The organism is Sulfitobacter sp. HI0027 (genome assembly GCF_001634775.1).
Lineage (GTDB): Bacteria > Pseudomonadota > Alphaproteobacteria > Rhodobacterales > Rhodobacteraceae > Sulfitobacter.
On record NZ_LWER01000356.1, the window covers coordinates 1 to 223 of the forward strand.

Genomic DNA, 223 nt, shown 5'->3' on the forward strand with positions numbered 1-223 from the left:
TGTAGCAGCCCTGCTACGAAGGAAGCGATTGGATCCAACCATGCAAAAACCCCTCACTTTTCTGTCGTCTTTGGCGCTTGCCGCCGCTGTGGCGCTCCCTGTCGCCGCCCAAGACGAACCGAGTGTCGACACGGTTGTTGCCACCGTCAACGACACTGAAATCACGCTTGGCCATATGCTCGTGGCGCGTGCCAGCCTGCCGCAGCAGTATCAGCAACTGCCT

At 59.2% G+C, this 223-nt stretch carries 1 pseudogene; it reads left to right on the plus strand.

The annotated features are described in order from the left end of the window. Positions 1-40: 40 nt before the first annotated feature. Positions 41-223, plus strand: a pseudogene (locus A3722_RS16910) (peptidylprolyl isomerase); the annotation flags it as partial.